The sequence below is a fragment of the Flagellimonas sp. S3867 genome (assembly GCF_014698935.1).
GTDB lineage: Bacteria > Bacteroidota > Bacteroidia > Flavobacteriales > Flavobacteriaceae > Flagellimonas.
Map to the genome: position 1 here is coordinate 1,680,948 of NZ_JACVMN010000001.1, position 19,211 is coordinate 1,700,158.

Consider the following 19,211-nt stretch of genomic DNA (forward strand, 5'->3'; position numbering starts at 1 on the left):
TTAAAGATAAAAAAAGCATCCTAAAAGGATGCTCTTAATTTTTATAGTCTTAACTCGGATAAAACATCCCTACCTTAGGACTGCTCAGGACAACAACCTAGGGTAATCGTTCTCGACTGCGCCCGAACTGACATTAAGCCAACATAGTTACTGGGTTTTCCAAATATGCCCGCAAAGTTTGGAGGAATTGGGCTCCTGTAGCTCCATCAACTGTTCTATGGTCACAAGCCAAAGTAACTTTCATGGTACTGCCTGCGACTACTTCTCCATTTTTGACTACAGGTTTGTCCACAATCGCTCCTACGGACAAAATTGCCGAGTTGGGTTGATTAATAATGGAAGTGAACTCCAAAATTCCGAACATCCCTAAATTGGAAACGGTAAAGGTACTCCCCTCCATTTCATCTGGCTTTATCTTTTTGGTCCGAGCTCTTCCTGCTAAATCTTTTACGGATGCTCCGAGTTGGGTCAAACTCAACTGATCTGCAAATTTGATCACCGGAACTACCAATCCTTCATCCACAGCAACGGCCACGCCCATATGAACATGATGTTTGTATATGGTTGTATCGGCGCTCCATGTTGTATTTACTTGCGGATGTTTTTTCAATGCCATTGCGCAAGCTTTTAAAACCATATCGTTGAAAGATACTTTAGTATCGGGCAGACTGTTTATCTGAACTCGCGACGCTTTGGCATTATCCATATCCACTTCGATGGTCAAATAGTAATGTGGTGCGGAGAACTTTGATTCTCCCAAACGCTTGGCAATTACCTTGCGCATGGTTGAATTTTTTACTTCTTCCATGCCTTCTTCTCCAACAGGTAAATTTATTGGGGCCGCGGCTACTGGTGCATCTGTTTCAACGGGGGCAACGGTAGGTGTTGAAGCTGGTGCTTGTGATGGTTGGAAGTTTTCGACATCTCTCTTCACGATTCTACCATGGTCTCCAGAACCTTTGACATCTGCCAAATTGATTCCTTTTTCCCCGGCAATCTTTTTAGCCAATGGGGAAGCCAAAATGCGTTGTCCATTCTGCGAAGTTGCAACCTCTGGGGTTGCTTCTTGTGTTTTTGGAGCATCAACAGCTGCTTGGGCCACAGGGGCACTTTCAGCTACTGCACTAGTAGGTGCACTTAAAACAGCACTTACATCGGTTCCGGCAGGGCCAATAACAGCCAGTACATCATCAACCGGCGCGGATTCTCCTTCTTGTATTCCAATATGTAAGAGCGTTCCAGAATAAAATGATTCAAATTCCATTGTGGCCTTATCGGTCTCAATTTCAGCCAGAATATCCCCTTCTTCTACTTCATCCCCAACCTTTTTTAACCAAGAAGCAACGGTGCCTTCTTCCATGGTGTCGCTTAAGCGAGGCATCTTAATCACCTCAACTCCTTCAGGAATTTCAGCATTTGCTGCCGTTGGTACTGCTGGAGTTTCAGGAGCACTTTCTGTTTCGGCCGGAGCCTCGGCAACAGGCTGCGCGCTACCACCATTCAATAATGCAGAAACATCTTCTCCTTCTTCTCCGATAATGGCCAAAAGTGAATCAACTGGTGCTCCATCTCCTTCTTCAATACCTATATGAAGTAATGTGCCTTCATGAAAGGATTCAAATTCCATTGTGGCCTTGTCCGTTTCGATTTCGGCCAAAATATCTCCTTCCTCTACTCTGTCTCCTACTTTTTTGAGCCATTTGGCCACGGTTCCTTCTTCCATGGTATCGCTCAACCTAGGCATGTTGATTACTTCTGCCATCTACTTATAGTTTATGTTGTAAAAATGGATAGTCTTCTTGTTCGTAAACCGTATCGTACATCTGTTCCAATGGTGGAAAATCAGACTCTTCGGCAAACTTTTCACATTCAGCTACTAATTCTTTTACACCTTTATCAATTTCTTTGATTTGATCCTCAGTGGCCCATCCTTTTTCAAAGATGATGTCCTTCACCTGAGTAATTGGATCTATCTTTTTGTATTCTTCTACTTCTTCCTTGGTTCTGTAATGCTGTGCATCCGACATTGAATGTCCTCTGTAGCGGTATGTCTTCATTTCCAAGAAAGTTGGACCACCTCCTGTACGAGCGCGCTCAATGGCTTTGTCCACTTCTTTGGCAACAGATGCAGGGTCCATTCCATCAACATCGGTACATGGCATTTCATAACCCAATCCCAATTTCCATATTTCGGTCGTATATGCGGTACGGGCTACTGAAGTTCCCATGGCATAACCATTGTTCTCACAAATGAAAACTACCGGCAATTGCCAAAGCATGGCCAAATTGAATGCTTCATGCAAAGACCCTTGACGAACCGCACCATCGCCCATATAGCACAGGGTAACAGCGTCTCTTTTAAAATATTTATCGGCAAAGGCCAATCCGGCCCCTAGGGGAATTTGTCCTCCCACAATACCATGCCCACCATAAAAGCGGTGTTCTTTTGAGAAAATATGCATGGAACCTCCATTACCTTTTGAGGTACCTGTTACTTTTCCAAAAAGCTCGGCCATAACACGTTTTGGGTCAACCCCCATTCCAATTGGCTGAACATGATTACGATATGCTGTTATCATTCTATCTTTGGTCAAATCCATAGCGTGCAGCGATCCTGCCAAAACTGCTTCTTGACCGTTATATAAATGAAGGAAGCCCCTAACTTTTTGTTGAATATATACTGCAGCAAGTTTGTCCTCGAATTTTCTCCAGAACAACATGTCCTCATACCATTTCAGGTAAACTTCTTTGGTGATTTTTTTCATCAACGATTGTATTATTTGAAATTCCCCAGCTTTGGAGAACAGCAAAAATACATATATATCTCTTTTGTAAAAAGATTTGGTTTAAGAATCACCTAAAAATGAACTGCTAAAGGCAAGCGGCAGGATATCACTTATGGAATTACATTTGAATATTGGCCCCACCTGACCTCTCAAGATTATGGATATGGGGGATTCTTGTTTCTGTTCGTACTCAATAATGGACTGTCGACAATTACCGCAAGGACCTGCTGGTTTGTCCACAACATAATTTTCGGAAGTAGCACTGATTACAATGGTTTTTAAAGCTATTCCAGGGAATTTGGCTCCAGCTTGAAAAACCGCTACACGCTCTGCACAAAGTCCGGATGGATATGAGGAATTTTCTTGATTATTTCCTATTACGACCTCTCCATTTTCCAATAATACTGCCGCACCTACTTTGAAATTGGAATATGGGGAATAAGCATTTTCTCTGGCTTCTTCTGCTTGCTTTAACAATTTTTGCTCTATTTGTGACAGCTCATTGGGGTGATCGTAAATGCTAAGCTCAAAACCAATTTGTTTTTTCTTCATGGTATCTATTAGGTGTTGTCCAAAAATAAGAAAACCTGTCGATCGACAGGTTTTCCATTAATTCTTAGTGTCTTTCGGTTAGTCATTAACAAATTCCTCACCAAAATTAAAGGTAAGCGAAAAGCGTAGCGTGTTTTCCAACGGATTCTTCACCTGCGAGGTTGAGAATAAATAGGATAAATCTATTTGAGCGGATTTGAATTGGAAGCCAGCTCCCAGTGTAAAGAACTTTCTTGATCCTTTATCTTCGCTTTCGTTAAAATATCCGGCACGTAGCATAAAGGCATCCATATATTTATATTCAGCTCCTAGAGCCCATGTTACTTCTTTCAATTCTTCACCGAAACCATCAGGGGCATCTCCAAGCGATTCGAAAGCACCACTGAAAAAACCAATTTGCTGGTACTCATCATTGTCCTCGGCAGTAATCTGTCCATCTCCTGTAAAGTCTCTTGGAGTGGGCACCAATAATTTATTGAATTCCGAATGCAGTCCCAATACATTGTCTTGGTCAAATATGAAATCAAAACCTGCTCCGAATTTTAAATTTGTAGGCAAAAAGTTTTCTTGGCCACCGGCATCGTACTGAATTTTTCCTCCAAGATTGGAAATGTTGAAACCAGCTCTCCATCTACCATCAAAACTGTTATAGGCTATTTCTCTTGACCGAAAAAAACCAGCTATATCAACAGCAAATGCGTTGGCCGCCTGTGAATCTTGTGAACCTTCTTGAAACCTAAGGTTGGAGCTAATAAATCTACCGCCAACAGCCATGGAAAAGGTTTGGCTGAGTTTTAACGAATATGAGCCATCTATGGCAAATTCATTGGGTTTAACCAAAGTTGGGTCCAACTGATCAAAGGTTTGGCGAAGTTCTATTTCACCTAAACCGAAATATCGCAAACTAAATGCGAATGCGCTTCGATCATTAATTTTGTTATAGTAATTGGCATTTAAAAGGGAAACATCATTAACAATGCTTTCCAAATAGGGAGTGTAACTTACCCCAATTCCAGATTTTTGGTTTGCAAAGGCGAACTTAGCGGGATTCCATTGTTGAGAGTAAGCATCAAAGGATGTTGCCACTCCCATATCTCCCATTCCCGAAGATCTTGCATCCGAGGCAATGGTTAAAAATGGAACTGCTGTTGTAATTACTCTTTCTTGCTGTGCGCTTATCTTTGGGGCAAGAACAAGCAACACTACCAGTATTAGTAACTTTTTCATTTTAAGCGTTTAGCGTTTAGTTAAATAACGTCCATGGTATAGCATATAAAATAAGACGTATTACATGTAAACGAACTTTTCCATTAATTCTTATGTGCTGCTCCTATTTTTTTCGCCCAAAATTTTGAAAAAACTGCTTATCCATCTGTTAGCTCTCTCATCGTCATGGAATAAAACCGTTAAAACTTCCATATTTCATACTATTTTCGGTTCATTATCGTTTAAAAAGAGAGATTAAGCCCGCATATTAATTTTGCAGGCACAAAATATTATGGCCAAAACATCGTTTTAATGCCATCAATGGATTTTAAGTAAAATCAAATCAAGTTAAAGTTGCTAAGGAAAACCCTTAGTTATAAAGTACTCAAGCCCAAATTATGAAAAAACACTTTATCAAAGTTGTACTTTCTTGCGCTGTCGTGGTAGGAAGTTTTTCAAGCTGTAAAAATTCCTCATCTGGTTCGTCGAAGAATGTTTCCAGAGCCACAGGTTGGAAAATCAATGCCAAGGAAGGAGGATTTCAACACAATTCTGATTTTAAAGAGCAAGAAACTCCTCCAGGAACCGTTTTTATTGAGGGTGGAACCTTTACCAAAGGTAAGGTTCAAGATGATATTATGCATGATTGGAACAATACACCAACCCAACAGCATGTACAATCGTTCTATATGGATGAAACCGAAGTGACCAATGTAATGTACTTGGAGTACTTGGATTACTTGAAGTCCGTTTATCCACCTGAAAATCCAAATTATAAAAACATTTATAGCGGTGCATTACCTGATACTTTGGTATGGAGAAACCGATTGGGCTTTAATGAAACAATGACCAATAATTACTTGAGGCACCCTGCTTATGCAGAATATCCTGTTGTGGGTGTTAACTGGGTTCAGGCTTCACAGTATGCCGAATGGCGAACAGACAGGGTAAATGAAGCCATGTTGGAAAGAGAAGGGTATATAGCCCAGGATGCAAAGTACAAAGTACTAAACGGTGATATGAGCGGGACTTTTAGTACCGAAGCATATTTGAACAATCCAGAATCCGTTTATGGAGGACAAATAGATTCACTGCAAGGAAAGCAGAAAAGAGATTCAATAAACACCTTTGCGAAAAGAAGTAGTGGAGTTATTATGCCTGAGTATCGTCTGCCCACCGAAACTGAGTGGGAATATGCCGCACAGGCTTTGATTGGATCAAGGGAATACAATAATTATAGAGGAAGAAAGAAATATCCATGGGAGGGTGATTACACTCGAAATGGACAACGTGTAGGTCGAGGTGATCAGCTGGCCAACTTTAAGCAAGCTAAAGGTGATTATGGTGGTATTGCCGGATGGTCCGATGATGGTGCAGATATTACTGCCGAGGTAAAATCATATAAGCCCAACGATTTTGGTCTTTATGATATGGCCGGAAACGTATCAGAATGGGTGGCTGATGTTTACAGACCCATTGTAGATGATGAAATAAGCGATTTTAACTACTACAGAGGGAATATATTCTTGAAAAAAGCCATTGGTGATGATGGTAAAGTAAAAGTTTTAGGTGAACAAGAGATAGTCTATGATACCTTACCGAATGGAAAAATTGTAGCCATGAATTTACCTGGTGAAATTGAAATGGTTGCGGTAACTGATGAAGAGACTTATTTAAGAACAAACTTTGATTCAAGTGATAACCGTGGCTATCGTGATGGTGACCCAGGTTCTTCAAGATTCTTTGAAAGATTTAGCGATGAATCGGACAATAGAAAAATGTACGATTCACCGAAACACAATGTGGAACGTGATTCTACCGGCAAACTTATTAGACAGTATGACACATCCAACTACCGTACTTCACTTATAAACGATGAAGTTAGAGTATATAAAGGTGGTTCTTGGAGGGATAGGGCATTTTGGTTAGATCCTGCACAGCGTAGGTACCAGCCGCAATATATGGCTACGGATGATATTGGATTCCGTTGCGCCATGTCAAGAGTTGGATCTAAATCCAAATCAAAAAACAAAACAATACGGCATAAAAAAGCCAAGTAAGAGATATTCATAATTTTGAAAAAAGCCCTGACCAACATCAGGGCTTTTTTATATCTTCGATTTATGACATTGGAACAACTTCATGCAATTTTCTTATTGCATCCCACAGTTTGTACAGATACCCGTAAAATAACTAAAGATTGCCTTTTCTTTGCCCTAAAAGGGCCTAATTTCAATGGGAATGAATTTGCGCAGCAAGCTTTGGAGAATGGCGCAGCCTACGCAATTGTGGACGAGGCCGAGCATAAAACCTCTGCTAATTGCATATTGGTCAAGGATGTTTTAGAAACCCTGCAAAACTTGGCAACTTTCCATAGGAATTATTGCAATGCCAGGATTATTTCCCTTACCGGGAGCAATGGCAAGACCACAACCAAAGAATTGATATATGCAGTTCTTTCCAAAAAGTATAAAACTGTAGCGACACATGGCAATCTAAATAACCATATTGGGGTACCTCTCACTTTGTTGTCCATAAAGCCTGATACTGAATTGGCCATTGTGGAAATGGGGGCCAATCATAAAGGAGAAATCGCTTTTTTGTGCGATATCGCGCAACCTGATTTTGGGTATATCACAAACTTCGGAAAAGCGCATTTAGAAGGTTTTGGTGGAATTGAAGGTGTTATTGAAGGTAAAAGTGAGCTTTACCAGTATTTAATTCCCAACAAAAAGTATATTTTTTTAAATGCCGATGACCCCATTCAACTTGAAAAACTAGCTTCCTACATCAAGAAAATTGGATTTAGTATCAATAATCCTGAATACTTCAATATAAAACTGATGGGTGCAGATCCTTTTGTGGTCATTGAAGTTGAGGACTCCAAAATTTCCACCCAACTCATAGGTGGTTACAATTTTCCAAACTGCTGTGCTGCCATCACCATGGGAAAGTATTTCAACGTCCCTTTGGAAGAAATTAAGTCCGCTCTGGAATATTACATTCCCGCGAACAATCGTTCCCAAATCATCGAGAAAAAAGGTTTTAAAATCATTTTGGATGCGTACAATGCCAATCCCAGTAGCATGAAAGTTGCTTTGGATAATTTCAAAAACATGCGGGGAGCTAAAAAAGCACTGATTTTAGGCGACATGTTCGAACTTGGAACGGAAGCACAAGTCGAACACCAAGCCATTGCTGATTTAGCACATGATCTTGGTTTTTCAACAGTGTTTCTTGTGGGTGGGAATTTTTATAAGACACAAAGCACATTCAAAAAATTTGAGTCTTTTACCGATTTGAAAAAACACCTTGAAAGCAATCCCCTTCCTAATAGCTCTCTTCTTATAAAAGGCTCTAGGGGAATGGCTCTAGAAAGGGTTTTGGAGTTTCTATAATCTAGCAGCACTCTTAAAGAAAGCCTAATATTTAAATGGGAGAGTATTTTGTTCGACAAATTGGACAAAAAATGTTTCCATGCTATGAAGAGAAATATGATTGTTTTTGATGGAGAATGCAATTTATGTAATGGTGTTGTAGGTTGGTTGTTGAAGTTTGCCCCAAAAGATCTATTCCAAATGGTGGCCTTTCAATCGCCGTTGGGACAGGAACTACTTCATACTAACAACCTACCTACCCAACAATTGGAAACAGTTATTCTTTTTGATGAAGAGGGCCAACATACTCATTCCGATGGATTTCTTCGAATTCTTTCGAAAATACCCAAATGGCAATTGATTGGAGCAATTCTTTCTTATGTTCCCAAAGTCATACGGGACAACATCTACTTTTTAGCTGCAAAAAACAGGGTGAAATGGTTTGGGAAATCCCAAACTTGTGCAGTAAGTCTTTAGAAGAAAATTGTGGGATATACTGGATTCGAACCAGTGACCTCTGCCCTGTCAAGGCAGCGCTCTAAACCAACTGAGCTAATATCCCTTAAATATGGTGTGCAATATCGTAAAATTGTTACCAATCTCCATATTCTGCAGAGTTCTTTTGTGTCTCGTGCAGGGTAATATGCAGTAAATGTGTTTTGTTCAATTTAGGCTTCAAAATATCATAAATAACCTTTACGAAATATTCAGTTGTTGGATATACCTCAGCAAACTCAATACAATCCAAATTCAGGTTTTTATGATCAAACCTTTCTTCAACTTCGTCATGGACAAGCTTTCCTAACACCGCCAAATCCATAACAAAGCCAGTAGAAGGGTCCACTTCTCCCCTAATCCTAACTTCTAAATCAAAATTATGTCCATGCGTATTATTGCACTTGCCAAAGGTCTCAACGTTTTTTTCATTGCTCCAATTGGGATTATGCAATCTATGCGCTGCATTAAAATGGGCTTTTCTACAAATTGTGGCTATCATTCAGCACTTAATTTGTGCAAAGATACTTCTTAAGGGAGAATCCCACTAAAATATAAGGCTGATATATATTCATACAAATGTATAAAAAAAGCCATCCTAAAAAGGATGGCTTTCTGGTCATAAAGACCACACTTTTTGAACTTGACGGTTATTGCTTAGAAAGTTCAAAAGGGTGTGCGTTTCCGGAAAATGCATCAAAATCCATTACAAGTACGATATTACCCGTACAGGTAAATACAAATCCAGTTGCGGATCCCCAATTATCTGTTGCAAAAGCTCCAGCTGCAGCATCAAAAGCTATGGCGGTCTCACCTAATGAAACTGCTCCTGTGGTTGGATTTATATCCAAAACCAGGTCCTCTGAGCCTACAGCAGGCCATTCCCCATCAAGAATTGTAATCTGATTTGCCCCAGGTCCGGCAACAACTTCACGGACAAAGTCAGTCTCTCCGAAGAATCCTGCAAATCCAAGATTTGTTACATCATAAGTACCGGGTAGTGCGCTAAAATCAACACTAGGACAAAGTATAACAAAACTAAACTCAAAGGCTTGTCTGTATCCAGCTTCATCAAGCAAGTCATCAGTGGTGCTTTGTCCGCTGGCAAGGAAAGAACTTCCATCCGAAGTTGTGTAAACAACATCATTTGGACCTACTGCAACAGGGTCATCATCCTCATCTAAAAAAGTTCCATCAGGTTGAGGAAAAACTTCCACACCACCTAGCCTATCAGCTCCTCCATAAACCGCACCATCAGTTGTAGTTACTGTGGCGGTAAAGAAGAAGTTATCTCCAAAGCCGAGATCAGCTACTGTAACACCTAGTAAACTTGCAATTTCCTCTGCATTAAAGGAGAAGCTAGCAGGAAAGCTAGTTACTTGCTCAACTTGAACAGTATCGGTTCTAACTCCGCCCAAATCAGCATATAATCTAAGGTCATACATGGTGGCCGTATTATTTGCATCTTCAACGGAAAAAGAATACGATAACTCATCTATTGCGTTGACCCCAACCGCTCCCGGTGGATTCTGATCAGCAAATCTTACAAACCCACCAGTGACGAGAAAATCATTGAGCTGGTTCTTGTCATCATCCTCACATGAAGTAAGGATAGCACTGGCCATTATCAGCGCAGCCATGAAGGCAATATTTATTTTTGAATAGATTTTATTGTGTATTTTCATTTTTATTGCTTTTAGAGTTAATCCAATACTGCAGGATTTGTATCCCAGAATGTTTTCACTGAAATCTCCTTTTGACTAATATTGGAGTTGGTATTCACAACAGTTGCCGGATAAAGGAATGTTCTTGGAAACGCCCCTGATGTTCCCACATGATCGGAAAGGTCACTAGGTAATCCTGTTCTTCTATAATTATTATATGCTTCGAGTCCATTACCCCATAGGGCGATGTAATACTCTTTCATAATAACATCCAACCTAGCTGTATCATCAGCGGCAGCATCATATTGCCCTAATACAAAAGTGACATAGTCATCTACATCAGTACTGGTAGCAGCAAATGCTGGCGCTACTTGTCCTGGGATGAAGTTCAACACTTTATCCATTGATTCTCTAACTCCTTCTTCCAATAAGGTTCTTGGGTTTCCGGTAGTTCCTGACATCAATGCAGACTCTGCTTGCATGAATTTAACATAAGAGGAAAGCAAGAAAGGGAAAATACCTGCTCCGCCACCTCCGGCATTTACCGCAACTGATGTAAAGGTATCTGCATCAAAAGCACCACCAATAGGATACAATCCATACGTTGATCTCTTTAATCCGTCCGGTGGAACACCATCATCATCGCCATGATCTCGTGTCCAATAGAAATCACCTAGGTGGCAAAAGTTAACTACAGTGTTATCCTCGCATGGCAAATCATCACCTGAAGGGGTTGCGTTTACTTGTCTGTAGAAATAATATCTCAATCTAGGGTCTTCAAAACCTTTGTCTGCCTTTAACAAGTTTACATAATAGCTAACCAAGTAGTCGTCCGCTCCATCAGCATCATAAATAAGTGCATAATATGGATGTCTACTTTCACCTGTTGTACTAGCCGTTGTTGAATATTTAAACTCAAAATCATCAGCCGCGGAAGTAATCAGCCCAGAATTGATCAGGCTATTGATTTCACCGCTAAAGTCTCCCACTAACCGCATTTGCAAATACATTTTAAACTTCAGCGTATTGGCCATCCTTGTCCATTGCGCCTTGTTCCCTCCATAAAAAAGGTCATTGGGCATTACAGAACCTGGTGCGTTAATTGAGGCAACTCCTTCGTCTATAACGGTAAGCATTGCATTATAGATAGATTGACCGTCCTCAACATTTGGATTGGCATTGTCATTACCTTGTAGTGCCTCTGTAAAAGGAACATCTCCAAATACATCAACCAAAGTCACAAAAATGTATGCCTGAATCAATTTGGCCACACCAATAAACCCTTCCAATTCTCTTTCTTCTGCAAGCGGAATTAGAACATTGATATCTTGGAGTGATTCTCTGTACAAATCTGTCCAAAGATCATCCAGATTACCTGAACTTAACGAAAATGGTCCTACATACGCACCAAACAAGTGCTGCATTCTTACAAACTCCGACGCACGAACGTTTATACCATCTTCATTGTCTTCGTTGTATGCAATTGCGTTTACAAATCGTAACTGCACATTGTTCAACAATAACTCTGGGTCAGCACTGGAAGGCGTTAACTCACTTGGGTCATTAAGCTGGTTCAAATCAACTGTCTCACAGCTTATACCGAGCATCAGCACTAATATGCCAATGATACTTATTTTATTATATTTCTTCATTGTCCTATTTTTTTCTTTTCCACTTATTAGAATGATGCCTTGATACTAAATCCATATTTCCTGGAAGTAGGGGTTGTTTGAAGATCAAGTCCCAAACCGTTACCAACACCTGTACTGATCACTTCTGGATCAAAATTGGTTCCAGAGGGAACGTTAGGAGCCCAATACCACATATTCTGCCCTAGCAATGTGAACGAGAGTGATCCAAATGGCGTTTTCTCTAAAAGTTTTCTTGGCAGGGCATAGCTCAACGATACTTCTCTAAGTCTTACTACTGATCCATCATAAATGGTCTGTCCGCTGGGGTCAACAAAGTTCAAGAAGTAAATTTCGTTCGCTCCTTGTTGAATGGTGTTGGGAATTGCATTTCCTGAACCATCAAGCAATACTTGACCGGTATTTGGATCAGCAAGCACACCAGGTACGATTACAGAACCTTCTCTATTTTGAGTATCTGTAGTTACACCTCTACGTATAAGGTTTCCTATTGTGTTGGAACTAAAGTCTCCTCCATGTGTGTATTCTACTTGGGCCGCTAAGCTCAATCCTTTATAAGAGAATGTATTGCTTGTCACCAATCTCCAATCGGGATTTGGATCACCAATAACTTCGTTATCCAACCCTAATGCATCACTATCTATGATGTTACCATCTTGTGGGTTTATCAACAAATTGCCTTGATCATCCCTTACTGCGAAGCTTCCTCGAAGAACACCCAATGGCTGCCCCTCTATAGCATAGTTTCCTAAGTTGGAGAATCCAGCGATAAATACATCGTCTCCGCCAGGTAGGTCTATAACCTCGTTCTGATCGGCGGTAAAGTTAATATTAGAGCTCCACTGGAATCCATCGCTGTTTTTGAATGGATTGAAACCTAAATCCACCTCAATACCTTTTGTGTCGATTTGACCAGCGTTAATTGTAGTTCTATCAAATCCTGTTGATGGATCCAATATCTTTCCAAGAATTTGGTCTTTGGAATCTCTTTTATATACGCTAACCTCAAGGTTTATTCTGCTGTCCCAAAGGTTTGCTTCGACACCTGCTTCAAACTCTCTGTGCAATTCAGGTTTCAGGTCAGGGTTAGGAAAGACATCCAAACCAGAACCTAAACCTCCACTGGAATTCACATTGATCAACGATCCACTACGCGTAGTGAATTGGGCCGTACCCAATGCCAATGTTGGCCTTGTGTTGTATGGACCAGGGAAACCTGCCGAAGTACCATATCCAAATCTGAATTTAAGGAAGTTCAAGAAGTTACCCTTTATATCTGGAATCGCCGATGTTGGTACAAAGGATAGCGATGCACTAGGATAGAACAACGATCTATTTTCTCGTTCAACGGTAGAAGACCAGTCGTTCCTTCCTGCCAGAGTAAGATAAACAAAGTTGGAATAGTCAAAACCTATGGATCCATATAGACCGAGTGTATTAACCGTTTGCTTAAAGTCAAGGTTTGAACCTAAAGGATCAGCATTACTTTGTGTAGCAAAGTTGGTATGATCAATAAAGTCAAATACTACTTGACCTGTACTTACCTGACCGAACTTTTCAAAAGTTTCAGAGTTGGAATTAAAACCAACTGTTCCGGTAAATCCAAGTTTTTCGGTTAGTTGAACACTATTAATGTTCAAAATCAAACTATGATCCCAGATGGTATTGACACCGGAGGTTGTTTTTAAGAAACCTTGTTGAGACAATAAACTTGAAACACCACCTTTGTTCACATAAAATTGCTGATTCTCAGTGAACGTATCCAAACCTACCCTATACGTAAGGGCAACCTTGTCGCTGAAGTCATAACTTGAGCTTATTGAATTATAAAAACGATTGGTCTTGATCTGCTCTTGCGAGTTGGCAGCCAACCATCTTGGGTTTTCTTGATCCGCGCGATAGTATACATTAGATCCATCAATCGGATTTTGAAATGGAAGTCCATTTAAATCCAAGTTTCTCGGGATAAACATTGTTCTAAAGAAAATTGAAAAATTCCCTGTACCATTACTGGCAGAAACTGGAGGTGTTGTAAAATTACTGGTGGAATAGTTGAATGATCCATTAATCCTGAACTTATTGCTCAGTTTTACAGAACCACCTAATCCAAAGTTGGTTCTATTAATGTTGTTACCGACAACAAATCCATCTTCATCAGTATGTCCAAAGTTCACGTTATACGCTATATCTTCAGAGCTTTTGGATGCATTAATAGAAGTTGTTCTACCCAACCCTTTTCTAAAAAAGTTGCGCACATTGTTTCTAAATGCTCTATACGGCACATTGACGCCTTGGAATTCGGGGAAAGGTTCTGCGAACTGTGCTTGATTGTAATGGTGCCTTACTGTGGCCCCACTATCAAATCTTCCTCCCCAGTTACCCACGAATCCAACGTTGATAGAATTATCACCACCTTGACCGTAAATGTTTTGGTAATCTGGCAAACTTGCTATTTCGTTAACAAATACAGATTGATTAACACTTACTTCGAATCCTTTGTTTACTAATTCGGATCCTCCTGTTTTGGTAGTTATTAAAATAACCCCATTTCTACCTTGGTTACCATAAAGTACCGTGGCACTCAAACCTTTAAGAATACTGATATCCTCAATATTGTTTGGGTCAAGGTCTAAAAACCTACTTGATGCAGAGACGGAACCATTTCCTGTGGTAACGTTACTTTCTGCGTTTGTGTCTGTGTTAAAAGGAACACCATTAACAACGAACAAAGGTTGGTTGTTACCTGTAATGGAAACATTTCCACGAATTCTGATGTTTGTACCACTACCGGCCAAACCACCAGTTCCCACAACGTTAACACCTGCAGCCTTACCGCTCAATACTCTGGCAATATCCGCTTCTGGTCGATTTTCAACCTTATCGGAGCCTAAATTGGTCACCGCATATCCCAAGGCTTTCTTTTCCCTTCGGATACCTTGTGCTGTAACAACAACCTCTTCAAGAGCTTGAGCATCTTCTTCCATTTGAACGTTGATTAGGTTTGCAGCGTCTACCACCCTTCTTGCCGTTCGTTGACCAAGATAGGTGAAGAGCAGTGCTTGTCCTTCACTTGCTGAAATGGAATAGTTTCCATCAAAATCGGTTTGGGTCCCGTTAGTAGTGCCCTCAACAATAATGTTGACCCCGGGCAATGGTACGCCCGTATGGTCAATAACCGTACCCGTAATTGTTTTTTCTTGGGACAGTACTGTCGTTGTACACAACAGTAGGGCTAGAATCCCAAACAGTTTCAATACTTTCATAGAATTAAAAGTTTTGTTAGTAATTAATGAGTTAGCGCAACTGAGAAAGGTAGGCGGGAGAAGTTGTTTTGATAGCTAATTCAAATAATACTCCCTAGTACGAAAACAAAACTTAATGGAAAGTCTCTATTATTAAGGTAGTAAGGCCTCTCACCGCCTTACCTTTACAATTGCAACCACAAAAGAATTGCATGTTATACTACCATGGGTACTTTTAAAACGGGAAGAACCCTAAAAATAACAACCCCAAACGGGACGAACTCTTTTTAACTTTTTATTAGCAATACAGAAAGACTTAAAAGGTTTCTTAAATTTTAACAGTTAATTGCACTGTATAAGGGGTTACAGGTGATTGAAGTGGAATCTACATAACTACTACAACACAAAAATAGATGAGTTTGTGATAAGATTGTTAAGATCATATTTTCACCAATCAATATGTAAAAAAGGATTGATTTCTATATTAAAAAGAAGAAATTCAACGCGTTAGAAGGGAGAAGAAAATAGTGGTTAATTCTAGGAAGCGTGCAAGGTAAAACTCCTAAAATCATTAGGGCTTAGGCCTGTTTCTTTTTTAAATGCCCCGTAGAAACTGGTCTTGCTATTAAAACCAACTTCATACATGATAGCCTTAACACTCAAAAAGGGTTGGGATAACAGCAAATCCTTTGCTTCTGTAATCCTATATTGGTTAAGCAAAGCATAAAAGTTTTTTGACATGTATTCATTTAAAACTTGTGAAACCTTGTACCTATCCCTCCCAATGTGTTTTGCAAGATCACCTAAACCGACCGCATTATTTTTATACAGTTTATTGTATTCAAAGGCTGTTTTAATTTCATTTGTTATTTCAACCGCCTCTTTTAGTGTTAGTCCAGACTTTTCATATTTGGCAGAATTCACACCATCATAGATGCTATGATCTGTTAAAACATGTCCTGAAGAAAAAAGATATTGAATAAGTCTTTTCATAGCAGTTAGATTGTTAACCACTATCATAGTTAATACAAAACACCAATAATCAGGTTCTAGCCGATAAGGATTAACGTAAACTATCATCGGGATTGGTTTACTCTTAGGTATAACTATATAGATACTATCCTGTTAAAAAAGGATAAGCCATTATCAAGCAAGTTGTTGAATTTGCATATACCACAATGGCCACACAGAACATAATCAAAGAAAGACAATCTATCAGGCACTTCAGCGCATTTGATGTCAAATAAACCGAGGCAACTATTTAAACTTAATTTCCCCTGTAACGAGTAGAAATCATCAAAAAGTACTAAAACAAAAAACCTCAGCAATTGCTGAGGTTTTATTCTGTGGGCGCGAAGGGATTCGAACCCCTGACCCCCTGGGTGTAAACCAGGTGCTCTGAACCAACTGAGCTACGCGCCCATTCCATTTTCCAAACGGGAGTGCAAATATAGCATCATTTTTTGTTTACCAAAAAGAAAAAATACAAAAAGGTGGCTATAAATATTATCCCATGCCAATTTGCCAATCCTAGATAGTCAACCAGATCCACTTTGGCCCAGTCCAGTACAAATCATTTGATTCCAAATAACATTTTGCACCACTCCCTTATCTTATTTTGCGTTTCTTAAACCAAAGATCTTCCAAGCTTAAATTTAACGTGAGTACATGGTAGTTCTCTTCTATCAGCACATTCTCAATTTGCCCTTTCAGACCATAACTGTATGATAAATTCAAGTACGAATTAGTAAAAAACCCTGTTGGCAGCCCAACACCTATGGTAAAGTTATACCCATCAATTTTCTTGTTGTTTATGGCCAAATAGCCATTGTCATAATTGAACCCTGTTCTTATCCTTATTCTATCACCATATTTGCGCCCTTTTGGGTTCTTCACATATTCCAATCCCAGCGCATAAATATCTTGATCTTGGTACACTCCTATTTTTTCAGATTGATTCGTGTTATCCCAAAAGTTCTTTTTATAATCTGCACTTACGGTAAGAAAATCTCCTAGCTTAACACCCAATCCAAAACCTAATTCCATAGGAAGTTTAAAGTCAGCAACACTGTCACCTTCATCTTCTTCAACCACAATTTCAGATTCGACCAAGGTCTTTAAGACAGATCGTTTGAGGCTTCCGCTAAGCGAAACAGGTAATTGTAATGTACCTCCAATGGTGATTTTATCTGTCAAATCAAATTGGGCTCCAACACCCAATCGAAATCCACTATAATTGGTTGTTTCGGTAAGTTCAAAATACCCACTTCCTATTTCAAGTGATTCTGTTTCTTCTATATTACCAAATAATAGAGATGCACTTAACCCAAACCTCAATGTTTCAGTGAGTCCATATCCCACATTAAATCTAAAATCATTTAGTCCTCCCAAACCAGTCACATTACTTTCGAAAAGTTCATTGGACCCTTCAATGTTTGTTTGTATACCTAGTAAGGAATAACCAACATCACTATACGGAATCAGGGTGACTCCAGCTCCAAGCCTATCATCAATCCTAAAGGCGAAGGCTAAATTTGAAAAATTGAGCGTTGTCTTGGATTCGCTGTCTGAATTGTTCTCAAAACTATTGAACTCGCCCACTATGCCAATATCGTAGAAGAAAGAATTCTGCGGTATCAAAGAATACGTGGCTGGATTTAGGTTATTGATTCCTGTATCGGTTCTAAGCCCAATTCCTGAGTATCCCATACTGTTGAATTTACCAATACTGGTTTGGTTAATCACTCCCAATCCATATAAGGAATATGGAGAACTTGTTAATCCTTCGGATTGCGCCATAGCCGTATTGCACAAAATTAAGGCAATCAAGGGGGGTAGAATACTAGTCGTTATCCTCATCATAGATTGCGTAGATAAGTTCAAGTTCGGTATTGAAATCAGAAGTGCCCGCGCCGTTCAAGACAAAACGGTCAACGGTTGAATTAAAGTTTTCTGGAAGTAAAATAAGGGCGTCATCAGACTCAAATTCTGTCAGCAATAGCTTTTCCATATAACTTGTTAAGGGTATTTCATAATAGATATCATTGAACTCCTCTTCGGTTCGGTTAAGAACACCTGTTACCGGGAAAATTTCATCAACTAAAAGCTGCCCGGTAACCTCATTGTTACGGTTTACTTTATATACTGACAATTCATCTCTAAGAATCAATTTATCATCATAAGTGCCATTTTTTGGTTTAATTTTTAATACCGCACCCATAATGGTTCCCTGACCTTGAATATCGAATAGGCTTTTTATATGAGGAAATTGAAGTCTATTCACAATTCCTAATCCAGATTGGATAAAACTTAGCCCGTCAGCTTCCAAACTGTTTAAATTGATTTCTTGATCTATCAAGGTTTGCAACGGTGCAATTGGATTATCAGCCAATATCTGATTGAAAAAAGGCGCTGGTATTTCGAAAAGGTTAGGGCTAAAATCAATATAGTCCTGATTCTGTTCGTTTTCCTCGGGCACACTATAGTACAACCTTATAAAACTTGCTCCCGCTTCTTTAGAAAATCCAATTACGGCACCATTGTCTTCTTCACCAGGTAAAAGGGCTATTCCCTTAAAAAAGTCTACGAATTCATCAGCATTTGTGATCAACTTTTCCTGTAGCTTTTGAAAAACTTCAACGCCAAATTCATCATCCAATTTTAGTTGAAGCGTATCGGTTTCCAATGGTCTAGGCTGATAAGAAAATATACCTAAATCACCTTCATGGTATTCAACAATACTCGTGTTATAAAATTCATCCCCTTCTTGCGGCCTAAGGGTTTTAAGCACCCTTTTTACCTGAATAGTGTTCGTAATAGTTGTATCATTATAATAATAACCATCAAAGTTTAAGTGAAGTACTATACTATCATATTCAGCTTCAACATCAATTGCATAGGAAGAGGGTATCAACCCCAAATGGCTTGATGCCTTAACGGTTCCAAAAATGGAATCCACATATTTACCTACCAACATTCGTGTTGATTGACTAATTGCAACGCTGTCTAATTTCATTGTGGACACTTCCACAGTAAGTGTGTCTATGAGCACTACCTTAATATTACTATCGGTAAGGTCTGCCCCTGCTAAAAAATCTGATTCATTCAAGTTCTCTTCGTCACAAGAAACTAGACTCAATACCAACAGACTGATTAGCCAAAATGTTCTTTCCATAATCTCAATTTTCATTAAAAGTAGAGGCTATGCTTGAGTCCAAAAACGCGGATAGACCAACCCCAT

Annotated in this window: 14 protein-coding genes and 2 tRNA genes; 3 read left to right on the forward strand and 13 right to left on the reverse strand. The window is 39.5% G+C overall.

Annotation, left to right across the window (positions count from 1 at the left end; translation table 11 throughout):
• Window positions 1-133: 133 nt before the first annotated feature.
• From IAG46_RS07555 to porV, 4 genes are all read right to left on the reverse strand, one after another.
• Complete coding sequence (locus tag IAG46_RS07555; RefSeq protein WP_190809682.1) at window positions 134-1,762, reverse strand: pyruvate dehydrogenase complex dihydrolipoamide acetyltransferase; 1,629 nt, start codon at window positions 1,760-1,762, stop codon at window positions 134-136.
• Between the two features lie 4 nt (window positions 1,763-1,766).
• The gene (gene pdhA, locus IAG46_RS07560; RefSeq protein WP_190809683.1) at window positions 1,767-2,765 is read right to left on the reverse strand and encodes a pyruvate dehydrogenase (acetyl-transferring) E1 component subunit alpha; all 999 of its coding nucleotides are present in this window, start codon (window positions 2,763-2,765) and stop codon (window positions 1,767-1,769) included.
• 81 nt (window positions 2,766-2,846) lie between these two features.
• Complete coding sequence (cdd, locus tag IAG46_RS07565) at window positions 2,847-3,338, reverse strand: cytidine deaminase (RefSeq protein WP_190809684.1); 492 nt, start codon at window positions 3,336-3,338, stop codon at window positions 2,847-2,849.
• A gap of 78 nt (window positions 3,339-3,416) precedes the next feature.
• A complete protein-coding gene (gene porV, locus IAG46_RS07570; protein ID WP_190809685.1) occupies window positions 3,417-4,565 on the reverse strand; it encodes a type IX secretion system outer membrane channel protein PorV in 1,149 nt (382 codons plus the stop codon).
• A gap of 377 nt (window positions 4,566-4,942) precedes the next feature.
• Here porV and gldJ point away from each other — a divergent pair, with 377 nt between their 5' ends.
• From gldJ to IAG46_RS07585, 3 genes are all read left to right on the forward strand, one after another.
• Window positions 4,943-6,604 carry a gliding motility lipoprotein GldJ gene (gldJ, locus tag IAG46_RS07575; protein ID WP_190809686.1) on the forward strand — a complete coding sequence of 554 codons (1,662 nt, stop codon included), beginning with the start codon at window positions 4,943-4,945 and terminating at the stop codon, window positions 6,602-6,604.
• A gap of 63 nt (window positions 6,605-6,667) precedes the next feature.
• Entirely contained in the window at window positions 6,668-7,942 is a 1,275-nt protein-coding gene (gene murF / locus IAG46_RS07580) for a UDP-N-acetylmuramoyl-tripeptide--D-alanyl-D-alanine ligase (RefSeq protein WP_190809687.1), read from the forward strand.
• Window positions 7,943-8,026: 84 nt separating this feature from the next.
• Window positions 8,027-8,398: a thiol-disulfide oxidoreductase DCC family protein gene (locus tag IAG46_RS07585; RefSeq protein ID WP_190809688.1), complete on the forward strand. Its 372-nt coding sequence runs from the start codon at window positions 8,027-8,029 to the stop codon at window positions 8,396-8,398.
• A gap of 10 nt (window positions 8,399-8,408) precedes the next feature.
• On the opposite strand, the gene IAG46_RS07590 is transcribed toward IAG46_RS07585, so the two are convergent.
• From IAG46_RS07590 to IAG46_RS07630, 9 genes are all read right to left on the reverse strand, one after another.
• Window positions 8,409-8,483: transfer RNA gene (locus IAG46_RS07590), tRNA-Val, on the reverse strand.
• 30 nt (window positions 8,484-8,513) lie between these two features.
• Window positions 8,514-8,918: a 6-carboxytetrahydropterin synthase gene (locus IAG46_RS07595; RefSeq protein ID WP_190809689.1), complete on the reverse strand. Its 405-nt coding sequence runs from the start codon at window positions 8,916-8,918 to the stop codon at window positions 8,514-8,516.
• A gap of 148 nt (window positions 8,919-9,066) precedes the next feature.
• Window positions 9,067-10,101, reverse strand: a complete 1,035-nt coding sequence (locus IAG46_RS07600; protein WP_190809690.1) for a hypothetical protein — start codon at window positions 10,099-10,101, stop codon at window positions 9,067-9,069.
• Window positions 10,102-10,118: 17 nt separating this feature from the next.
• On the reverse strand, window positions 10,119-11,732 hold the full coding sequence (locus IAG46_RS07605; RefSeq protein WP_190809691.1) for a SusD/RagB family nutrient-binding outer membrane lipoprotein: 1,614 nt from the start codon (window positions 11,730-11,732) through the stop codon (window positions 10,119-10,121).
• Between the two features lie 26 nt (window positions 11,733-11,758).
• Complete coding sequence (locus IAG46_RS07610; RefSeq protein ID WP_190809692.1) at window positions 11,759-14,992, reverse strand: SusC/RagA family TonB-linked outer membrane protein; 3,234 nt, start codon at window positions 14,990-14,992, stop codon at window positions 11,759-11,761.
• 516 nt (window positions 14,993-15,508) lie between these two features.
• Window positions 15,509-15,964, reverse strand: a complete 456-nt coding sequence (locus IAG46_RS07615) for a helix-turn-helix domain-containing protein (protein ID WP_190809693.1) — start codon at window positions 15,962-15,964, stop codon at window positions 15,509-15,511.
• A 354-nt stretch (window positions 15,965-16,318) separates the two neighbouring features.
• Window positions 16,319-16,393: transfer RNA gene (locus tag IAG46_RS07620), tRNA-Val, on the reverse strand.
• Window positions 16,394-16,579: 186 nt separating this feature from the next.
• The gene (locus tag IAG46_RS07625) at window positions 16,580-17,770 is read right to left on the reverse strand and encodes an OmpP1/FadL family transporter (protein WP_223826601.1); all 1,191 of its coding nucleotides are present in this window, start codon (window positions 17,768-17,770) and stop codon (window positions 16,580-16,582) included.
• Window positions 17,771-17,813: 43 nt separating this feature from the next.
• Window positions 17,814-19,145 carry a DUF4270 family protein gene (locus IAG46_RS07630; RefSeq protein WP_190809695.1) on the reverse strand — a complete coding sequence of 444 codons (1,332 nt, stop codon included), beginning with the start codon at window positions 19,143-19,145 and terminating at the stop codon, window positions 17,814-17,816.
• Window positions 19,146-19,211: the final 66 nt, after the last annotated feature.

Excerpts from the sequence above, each read along its gene's own strand:
- IAG46_RS07630 (WP_190809695.1), bottom strand. The coding sequence starts at position 19,145 with ATGGAAAGAACATTTTGGCTAATCAGTCTGTTGGTATTGAGTCTAGTT.
- IAG46_RS07615 (WP_190809693.1), bottom strand. The coding sequence starts at position 15,964 with ATGAAAAGACTTATTCAATATCTTTTTTCTTCAGGACATGTTTTAACA.
- IAG46_RS07610 (WP_190809692.1), bottom strand. The coding sequence starts at position 14,992 with ATGAAAGTATTGAAACTGTTTGGGATTCTAGCCCTACTGTTGTGTACA.
- porV (WP_190809685.1), bottom strand. The coding sequence starts at position 4,565 with ATGAAAAAGTTACTAATACTGGTAGTGTTGCTTGTTCTTGCCCCAAAG.
- IAG46_RS07555 (WP_190809682.1), bottom strand. The coding sequence starts at position 1,762 with ATGGCAGAAGTAATCAACATGCCTAGGTTGAGCGATACCATGGAAGAA.
- cdd (WP_190809684.1), bottom strand. The coding sequence starts at position 3,338 with ATGAAGAAAAAACAAATTGGTTTTGAGCTTAGCATTTACGATCACCCC.
- IAG46_RS07595 (WP_190809689.1), bottom strand. The coding sequence starts at position 8,918 with ATGATAGCCACAATTTGTAGAAAAGCCCATTTTAATGCAGCGCATAGA.
- IAG46_RS07605 (WP_190809691.1), bottom strand. The coding sequence starts at position 11,732 with ATGAAGAAATATAATAAAATAAGTATCATTGGCATATTAGTGCTGATG.
- pdhA (WP_190809683.1), bottom strand. The coding sequence starts at position 2,765 with ATGAAAAAAATCACCAAAGAAGTTTACCTGAAATGGTATGAGGACATG.
- IAG46_RS07625 (WP_223826601.1), bottom strand. The coding sequence starts at position 17,770 with ATGGCGCAATCCGAAGGATTAACAAGTTCTCCATATTCCTTATATGGA.
- IAG46_RS07600 (WP_190809690.1), bottom strand. The coding sequence starts at position 10,101 with ATGAAAATACACAATAAAATCTATTCAAAAATAAATATTGCCTTCATG.
- IAG46_RS07585 (WP_190809688.1), top strand. The coding sequence starts at position 8,027 with ATGAAGAGAAATATGATTGTTTTTGATGGAGAATGCAATTTATGTAAT.
- murF (WP_190809687.1), top strand. The coding sequence starts at position 6,668 with ATGACATTGGAACAACTTCATGCAATTTTCTTATTGCATCCCACAGTT.
- gldJ (WP_190809686.1), top strand. The coding sequence starts at position 4,943 with ATGAAAAAACACTTTATCAAAGTTGTACTTTCTTGCGCTGTCGTGGTA.